The sequence below is a fragment of the Syntrophorhabdaceae bacterium genome (genome assembly GCA_028698615.1).
GTDB lineage: Bacteria > Desulfobacterota > Syntrophorhabdia > Syntrophorhabdales > Syntrophorhabdaceae > Delta-02.
On record JAQVWF010000073.1, the window covers coordinates 1 to 8257 of the forward strand.

General features: G+C 53.8%; 7 protein-coding genes. All 7 read right to left on the reverse strand.

Annotation, left to right across the window (positions count from 1 at the left end):
• Window positions 1-103 precede the first annotated feature (103 nt).
• Window positions 104-1330: a type II secretion system F family protein gene (locus PHC90_13765; GenBank protein ID MDD3847410.1), complete on the reverse strand. Its 1227-nt coding sequence runs from the start codon at window positions 1328-1330 to the stop codon at window positions 104-106.
• Window positions 1331-1405: 75 nt separating this feature from the next.
• On the reverse strand, window positions 1406-3100 hold the full coding sequence (locus PHC90_13770) for an ATPase, T2SS/T4P/T4SS family (GenBank protein ID MDD3847411.1): 1695 nt from the start codon (window positions 3098-3100) through the stop codon (window positions 1406-1408).
• A complete protein-coding gene (locus tag PHC90_13775; protein ID MDD3847412.1) occupies window positions 3100-4269 on the reverse strand; it encodes a tetratricopeptide repeat protein in 1170 nt (389 codons plus the stop codon). The genes PHC90_13770 and PHC90_13775 overlap by 1 nt, the downstream gene beginning before the upstream one ends.
• A 12-nt stretch (window positions 4270-4281) precedes the next feature.
• Complete coding sequence (locus PHC90_13780; protein MDD3847413.1) at window positions 4282-5736, reverse strand: secretin and TonB N-terminal domain-containing protein; 1455 nt, start codon at window positions 5734-5736, stop codon at window positions 4282-4284.
• Window positions 5733-6296: a hypothetical protein gene (locus tag PHC90_13785; protein ID MDD3847414.1), complete on the reverse strand. Its 564-nt coding sequence runs from the start codon at window positions 6294-6296 to the stop codon at window positions 5733-5735. Before PHC90_13785 ends, PHC90_13780 begins: the two co-directional genes overlap by 4 nt.
• A complete protein-coding gene (gene pilO, locus PHC90_13790) occupies window positions 6283-6837 on the reverse strand; it encodes a type 4a pilus biogenesis protein PilO (GenBank protein MDD3847415.1) in 555 nt (184 codons plus the stop codon). Before pilO ends, PHC90_13785 begins: the two co-directional genes overlap by 14 nt.
• On the reverse strand, window positions 6827-8257 hold a 1431-nt coding region (gene pilM, locus PHC90_13795; protein ID MDD3847416.1), incomplete at its 5' end, for a pilus assembly protein PilM. The genes pilO and pilM, both read right to left, overlap by 11 nt.

Consider the following 8257-nt stretch of genomic DNA (forward strand, 5'->3'; position numbering starts at 1 on the left):
TTAAGACCGATGGCGAGAGAGAAGAGACTAGTCAGAAAAGCTACGAGAGGTATGATCGTGTTGAGACTGTACCTCAAGTTGCCAGGGTCTCTGAAAAAACCTTTCAACCACCACCCCTCATGGCCTTCATCATATCCCACCAGGGCATGAAGATGGCAAGGGCAAGAAAGAGAACCATTCCTGCAAGACCGACCGTCAGAATGGGTTCAATATACGCTGAAAGCCGGTTGACCGTATATGTCACCTCCCTGTCGTAATGCCTCGAAATCTCCTTCAGCATTTCTTCCAACGAACCTGTTTCTTCGCCGGTTGCGATGAGATGGATTACAAGGGAGGGGAAGATCTTGGCGTCCTTCAACGGTCGCGATATTCCTCTTCCTTTCTCGATACTGGCGGATATCTCGAGCACCTTCTTCGCTATATACTCGTTGCCTACCGTGCGCGACACGATGTCAAGCGTCCGTATAATGGGAATGCCCGAACTGACGAGATTTTCCAGAGTGAAGGCGAACCTGCTCATGCAGGTCTTCAAAATTATGACACCTATGAAAGGAATCTTGAGCTTGATGACGTCGATGGTGTATTTCCCCGCAGCCGTTCGCTTATATAAAAAGAAACCAACGATCAGGGCGATAACAACCACCACGACTGTTGTTGTGTACTTTTGGAAGACGTCGTTAATGACAAGCAATATTTGGGTAGGAAGAGGCAGCGCAACTTTCGATGTCTTGAACATTGGGACAAATTTCGGTACAACCATATTGATGAGGGCAACGAACGCTATGACCAGTGTACTTATAACAAAGATGGGGTATCTCATGGCGGATTTAATGGTCTCTTTTGTCCTCATCTGGAACTCGAGAAGCCCGGATAGCCGTTCCAGCACTTCTTCGAGATTACCGCTTGTCTCGCCGGAGCGCACCATGCTCACGTAGATCTCCGAAAAAACACCTTTCTGCCTTGCCAGCGCATCAGACAGGCTCGCGCCTTTGTCGATCTCCTGCGCAGCGTTCTTGATTCCCTTTTGCAGCCTCTGGTTGGTGGTTTGTTCCTCAAGAGCGTGAAGCCCCGCCACGAGCGGGATACCAGAACGTACAATGGTCTGGAACTGGCGGGTGAAGAAGATAAGATCGTCGTGCTTGATCCTCTGGAACCGCAACAGATAATCATCAATTGAGGTCGAACTCTTGGAGCCTGTCTCTTTTGCCGAAACCGGGATATACCCCATGGCATCGAGCTGGGCCATGGCATCTCTCTGGGTTGTGGCCTCAATGTTCCCCTGGACCAGCAGGCCCCTCTCATCCCTGGCTTTATATATGAATGTCGGCATAACCTAGGCTCTGTGCCTCATAATGTCACCTTGGGCCTCGTTTTGCAGTGTTTTCCTGGATCCCGGCCTTCGTTGTTACTCCTCCTGTACCACGTTGAGCGCCTCTTCCAGCGTTGTCGTGCCGAAGAGGACCTTCATGATGGCATCGTCCCTCATGACCCTCATGCCCTTTTCGTGGGCCCTCTTCTTCAATACTTCGCTGGGGGCCTTGCTGATGATAAGCTCCCTGAGTTCATCATCCATGACAAGGACCTCATAGACACCGGTCCTGCCGCGATAGCCCTTATACTTGCATGCAGGACAACCCTTGCCCCTGTACAGGAGGACGTCCTCCCTTATCTGAAAGGTCTTGTGAACCGATGGCGTGGGGTAATAGGACTCTTTACATTCGGGACAGATCTTCCTGAGGAGTCTCTGGCCGATAACACAACTCACGGAAGACGTCACAAGGAAAGGTTCTATTCCCATCTCCACAAGCCTGGTCACGGCGCTTGCCGCGTCATTCGTGTGGAGCGTCGAGAGCACAAGGTGCCCCGTGAGTGCCGCATGGACTGCCATGGTCGCCGTTTCCCGGTCGCGAATCTCGCCGACCATGATGATATCAGGGTCCTGCCTGAGGATGGAGCGAAGCCCGCTGTCAAAGGTCATTCCGGCACGGGGGTTGACCTGTGCCTGGGCGAGACCATCCAGGGTGTATTCGACGGGGTCCTCTATGGTGATGATGTTCTTTTCCACGGCGTTGATGAAGTTGAGAATCGAGTAAAGCGTTGTCGATTTACCGCTGCCGGTGGGGCCCGTGGAAAGGATAAAACCATAGGGCCTCCTGAGCACGCTCTTTATCTTTTCCTTGTCGTCCCTCAAAAACCCCAGGTTGTCGATGCCATAGAGGGCAGTGCTCTTGTCGAGAAGACGGAGAACCACCTTTTCGCCGTGGATGGTGGGAAAGGTGGAAACCCTGACGCCCACCTCACGGGATGATTCCCGGATATTGAACCTGCCGTCCTGGGGCGTTCTGGTCCTGGCGATGTCAATACCGGCGAGGATCTTGATCCTGGATACTATGGGCAGGAACATCTTTTTGTCGGGACTGGGTATCTCGTGAAGCCTGCCGTCCACCCTCATTCTCACCCTCATAGTGTTCTTGGAGGGCTCCACGTGGATGTCGCTCGCATTGTCGGCAAGAGCCTGGGCCAGGAGGCTGTTCACAAAACGGACGACAGGCTCTTCCTCTATGAGGTCTACCGAGATCCGCTCATCTTCCTCATCATCCTTTTCATCCCTTTCGAGGGTCAATTCCTGTTCCCGAATCCTGTCCAGGGTTTCTTCAACAATTGTCTTGAGACCGTAGTACTTTTCGAGCGCCTGTTTCAGCTCATCCTCGGCGACGATGAGCGGCTCTATCTCCATTTTGACCATTCGCGCCACGTTGTCCATGGCATCGATGTCGAGAGGGTCGACCATGGCCAGCTTAAGGACGTTATGCCTTCGCATGACAGGGATAAGCATGGAGTTCTTGGCAATGTCGGACGTGATCAGCGAGACAACGTCCTCGGGGATCTCCAGCTCTTTCAGGTCAACAATGGGAATATTGAGCTGTTTGCTGACGGTATCGATGATCTCCTTCTCGGAGAGCATCCCGAGCTTGACGATAACCTTGCCGAGTTTGTTACCGTATTTCTTCTGTTCCGTGAGGGCGCGAAGAAGATCTTTTTCCGTCAGCTTTTTCGCATCCAGAAGAAGCTCCCCAAGCCTTTTGCGTATCCGAGCCATTACTTTTTGCCTTCCAGATATTTCAGTCTTTCCAAAACTCCATTTCTCTGTGCGTCAGATGGCTTTGCCAGGCTGAGATACTGCCTGTAGTACTTTACGGCTTCTCCTGTCTGGCCCAAATTGTCCTTGATGACAGCGGAGGAGAGAAGGAGAAGCGGGTCTTTCGGGTTCTTCTTGATCGGCGTCTCCATGATCTTGTCTGCGTCCTGAAATCTGCCCTGCGCCCGTAGGACCGCGCAGAGGTTCATATAGGGCTCGAGTCCGTTCGGGTCGAGGGAGATGGCCTTGCGGAAATACTCCTCCGCCAGTTGGGGCTGCCCATCGGACATCATAACTAGCCCGATGTTGTTGTACGCCTTCGGATAGTTGGCCTCGTATTCGAGAATTTTCTTGAAATAGGAGAGGGCCTCCTTCTTGTTGCCACGCGATGCCGCGATGACGCCCAAGTTGTTGAGAGATTCCACGTGATTCGGCCTTCTGGCGAGAATATCGTTGAATATCCTAGAGCCATCACCCGTCTGACCGGAGTTTATTGCCCTGAGGGCTTCGTTGAATTGCGCGTCTATCCTTTCATCGTCAGTCCTTCGTATCCTCGTCCGCCGAATGGGCTCCTCATCTGGTTCCTCCCGGTCCTTCGTGTGGCTGCCGGCGACTACCCGAGGATGCCTGGTTGTTGGCGCACCCTGAGCATCGACCAGGGACGGTGGCAGCGGTTTCGTTCCACTCACGGCAGGTTTCAGACCGCGGGGTGCCTTTGTGGCATCACGTTCGGCCATCTGCTTTTTCGCTGGAGCACTCTGCTGTCGAGCCAGACCCGTCTCGTTCGCCTCGGTCGCTGGTTGAGGCTTTACTGCGACCGCTGCCGTCCGGACCGTCTGCGGTTGAGGCTCCGGGTCGGGAGCGCTCTGCGCCGCAGCGGGTGTCTTTGCGACTCCCGCAGGCGATGACACCGGGATCTTCGGCTGCTGCGGGGGCGGGGCCTTCCCCCTATGGAACGCCGGGATGTAGAGATAGGCAACCACCGCCACGGCAACCGCCAGAACAACCGCGATCAGCACAGCAGACGGTTTTTTTTTAGCCTCCGGCTGACTGTCGCCTAAGGGGCTACCGGCACCACTTCCTTTTCTCTGCTCCTGCGCCTTTTTCAGGGCGTCATGGATTATACTCATCTATGCATACCCTCACTTCGCGTAAATGATCTTCGGGGTCAAAAACACGACAAGCTCAGTGTTCCTCTTCTCCTCTGTATCCATCCTGAAAAGCTGGCCCAGAAGCGGGACGGAACTCAGGCCTTTTATGCCTGTCCTGTCCTTGAATTTTCTCTCCTGAATGAGACCGGCTATCACCACGGTCTCACCGTCCTTTATCCGGACGATCGTATCGGCTTCCCGTGTCGTGATGACAGGCACTCTGCCTTGCGAGTCCGGATTGGGAGAATTGACATAGCTTGAGATCGTCGAGTACACCGGGTGCACGCTCAGTATGATATTGCCGTTCTCATCGATCTGCGGGATTACGTCGAGAACAATCCCCACGTTCATGAATTTCGGGGTATACGTGGCGACCGGAGTGGCACTTCCACCATAGGCCAGAGATTCGTCAAAGTAGACCTCCTGCGTCGTCGCCTTTATAACGGCCCTCTGGTTGTTGAGCGTTGATATCTTCGGATTCGAGAGTACCTGTGTCTCGTATTCAGATTGGAGCGCCTCGACGTAGGACCCGGAGATGTCAAGCTCTCCCGAGGAAGGTGAACCGACAAAGAAACGGAACACCGGTTGCGTGATGCTGAAATCGGCGGGCGTGGTGAAGTTCTGCGTAACGCTGATGTTCGCAAAACTTCCAACCCTTGTGTTCACAAGCTTCCAGTTGATACCCTGACGCGACCCGGCGTTCAGTATCACTTCAACTATCTTCGCTTCGATGAGGATCTGCCTGTGCATGGGTTTTTCAAGACCGTCGAGGAGCATGGAAACCCGTTTCAGGTTCTTCGGGTAATCAGCCACCATGATCGTGAAAGCCTGTCGATTTATCGCAAACTTCCCATCCGCCGACAGCATGGGTTTCAGGTTGTCTTCAAGGCTTTTCCACAGATCAGATTCGGTCTCGCTTCTTATTTCGAGCGTCTTGTCTTCGCTGCTCGTGGTACCGGAACTTGTCGTCGTGCTGGACGAACCTCCCTCCTTCCATGTCACCTTGCTTGTCGCGGTCTTTTTCAACGAAAGGTAATTGATCGTGAATATCTTCGTCTCCACCTTGGGCCTGGAAACGTAGACAGTCCTGTCCTCTATCTTGTATGCGTAATTGAGCGGTTCAAGTATGTATTCGAGGGCCTTAGACAGACTGACCTGCTTGAGATCGACTGTCGTGAGACCCTTCACGTCGGGCTCAACGACAACATTGTAATCCGTCTGCTTTGCGATGGCACGAAGGATATCCTTGACATTGGCCTCGCGAAGCGAAAAGGAATAGAGGTCTTCGGGTTGTCTTGCCGCGGCCTTCGGTTCCTTGTCGACCTGGAACGATACCGGACTTGGTATATCAGGCGGTTTTGCCGCCATCTTGTCCGGCGCCTTCTGGGAATGAGTGCAGGAAAGCAAAAAACAGAGCAAGACTAAAGGGATCCATCTTATTTTCATTTGGCCCTCTCAGTGGCTTTTGGTTTCGTTGTAAGCGCCTCCTCGGTAGCAACGGTGTCGGCATCGGCAAGAACAAGGGTCCGCCTGGCTGCACCGCGAACCAGAACTACTCTGTCCCTGCCTATCTCCGCGACCTTTTCGCTTCCTATCATATCGCCCTTCTTAACCACATCCCTATCGATGACCGCAACCCTGTCCCTGCCCTGTTCGAGAATGGCTACAAGTCTCACTGCCGAGCCGTCTCCCCTGGCGCTTTTTCCCTTGATAACGGGGAGCAGGAATGGATCCGAAACCCATCCAACTCTCAGTTTGTCGAACTGCGGTTTGGCCGCCGGCATGGCAGCCTCGGGTTTCAAGGGCGCCTGCGCTGCTGGCTGGGGCTGACCGGGAGAAACCGGCGGCTGCCCCTGCTGCGGCTTAGCGGGTTGATTCTGGGCCGGGGCGGGTGGAGTCGGAGGTACAGGCCCCTTTGGTTTTTTCTTGCCCGTAAAGAAATGGACATATCCTGCAATGAGGAGCAACACAATGCACAGGATGAGGATGGGCTTACTTACTTTCAAGCGTTCTCTCCTTGAGCGCCTTGAACTCTATGACAAAACGGCCGGTGAGGACCGGGTACTCTTTCTCGTCATAAGCTATACGGGCCTGCTTGATACTACCATAAGCCGTCTGTTCCGACAGTTCTTCAAGAAACCTTCCCATGTCCATAAATTTCCCTTTGATGCCCATCTCGAAAACGGGGTGCACAACATTTCTATGCGAAGTCTCCATGGATCCGTATTGGCCGTTCAGGCGTTCCAGGCTCATCCCCCTTGATTTCACCGAATGGACAACGCCCGCCATGAACTCTCCCATCCTGCTGACCGCAGGCGCCCGCTTGAGAAACTCATCATAGGACTTTTTCAGCGTTTCCTGGGCTTGCATCTGCTGGCTCATGGTCAATATGCTTGTCTCCAGGGTCTTGCGCTCCTGCAAAACTGCGTCGAGCGAATTCTGTCCCTTTTTAGCCTGCGCGGTGATGGGCATATAGACCGCGAATACCCATAGAAGGATGATCGCGACGACGGGACCGAGCAGCCATATGAGATTCTTATAGCTCATGCTTCGAGCACCTCGCGGACAAAGCAAATTCCAGCACGGGTTTTCCCCGCACCGTCTTGTTTTCCTTGCGCACCACTTCCACCTGCTGGATAAAACCCGATCCCTTGAGGGACAAAAGGAAATCAAAAAGCTTGAGTTCAAGGGCATCCGCCTCAGCAAAAATGTATCCTGTCAATACCAGCGGATATTCATTTTCCATGGGTTTCCGGCCTGTCTCCCCCTTTGCCTGCGCGGCGCTCGCCGGTGGTGCGGGGGGCACAGGGGCGGAAGCTTGCTGGCCCTTGTCAGGAACAGCGGCTCCCTCGGCTGGAAATTCACCCCCGAATTCAACCGCCTTCAGATAAATGCCGTCCGGGGTCTTCGATGAAAGATACTTCAAAAGCGTCACGAACGTTATGTCCTTCTTCTGGATCTGGTTGCGAATAAAACCAATATCACCGGGGTCTATGGACACCTTGACCGACTTGAGCCCCAGGCTTTCTATGCCTTTCTTGATCTGCTCCAGGGAACCCTTCTCGGCCTGCAATCTCAGGTCGACATTTTTTGAGGTACGCCACATACCCAGGGAAAGCAGTATGAGGATTGCGGCGATAGCTGCCGTTCCGACCATGGCGAAGCGTTTGAATACCTTGTTCGTTTCACGCCTTTTCGCCCCTTCCGGAAGGAGATTGGGGAGAACATCGAGGTTCATGGAGAGCGCCTGGGCCGGGATGTACTTGTCCTCGATGCTGTGGAGCGTTTCAAGGCGGTCCACCTGTTCCACGAGTGTCTCCTCCAGTTTTTCCATGAACCGGGGGATTCTGGCGCCCCGCCCCGTCACATACACCTGGGTAACGGCCTTGTCGGGGTAATGCTGGTTATAGACGCTGAACGTCCGCTGAACCTCGCCAGCCAGGCGCTCAAAGGGTATCTTGAGGATCTCCGTCAGTTCCGCGTCAAAACCGCGTTCCTTCTTGTATTGTTCAGCTTCATCGAAAGAAAGGCCGGGACCGCTCATGAGCGCGTCGGAAAAGCTCTCCGAGGCCGTCAGGATCTCACGGGCAAACATGAGGCGCCGGCCATTGGCGATATACAAACCTGTTTGTCTTCCGCCGACATCGACCACGGCGACCGACCTTTCCCCCACCTCTCCCAATGCATAGACGTAGGCGAAGGCAATGTCGGTGACGAGGACCACATCCCGGAAACCCGCCTGTTGAAAAGCCAAACTGACCCGCTGAATAAAGCCTTTCGAGGTCCCGACAAAAAGGACCTCGTCCTTCATGATCCCCTTCTCCTCCATCCTCCCCAACATCGTGTGTTCGTACACCATGTCATCGAGGGACAGGGAAAGGACCTTCGCGGATGTCCAGTTCAGGGCATCCCTCTGTTCTTTCTTTGGAAGGATCGGTATGGTAAAGGTCTTCTTGATGATATCCGG

What these genes read in the sequence shown, in the direction of transcription:
- PHC90_13765 (MDD3847410.1), bottom strand. Translation starts at nt 1,330, where the DNA reads ATGCCGACATTCATATATAAAGCCAGGGATGAGAGGGGCCTGCTGGTC.
- PHC90_13770 (MDD3847411.1), bottom strand. Translation starts at nt 3,100, where the DNA reads ATGGCTCGGATACGCAAAAGGCTTGGGGAGCTTCTTCTGGATGCGAAA.
- PHC90_13775 (MDD3847412.1), bottom strand. Translation starts at nt 4,269, where the DNA reads ATGAGTATAATCCATGACGCCCTGAAAAAGGCGCAGGAGCAGAGAAAA.
- PHC90_13780 (MDD3847413.1), bottom strand. Translation starts at nt 5,736, where the DNA reads ATGAAAATAAGATGGATCCCTTTAGTCTTGCTCTGTTTTTTGCTTTCC.
- pilO (MDD3847415.1), bottom strand. Translation starts at nt 6,837, where the DNA reads ATGAGCTATAAGAATCTCATATGGCTGCTCGGTCCCGTCGTCGCGATC.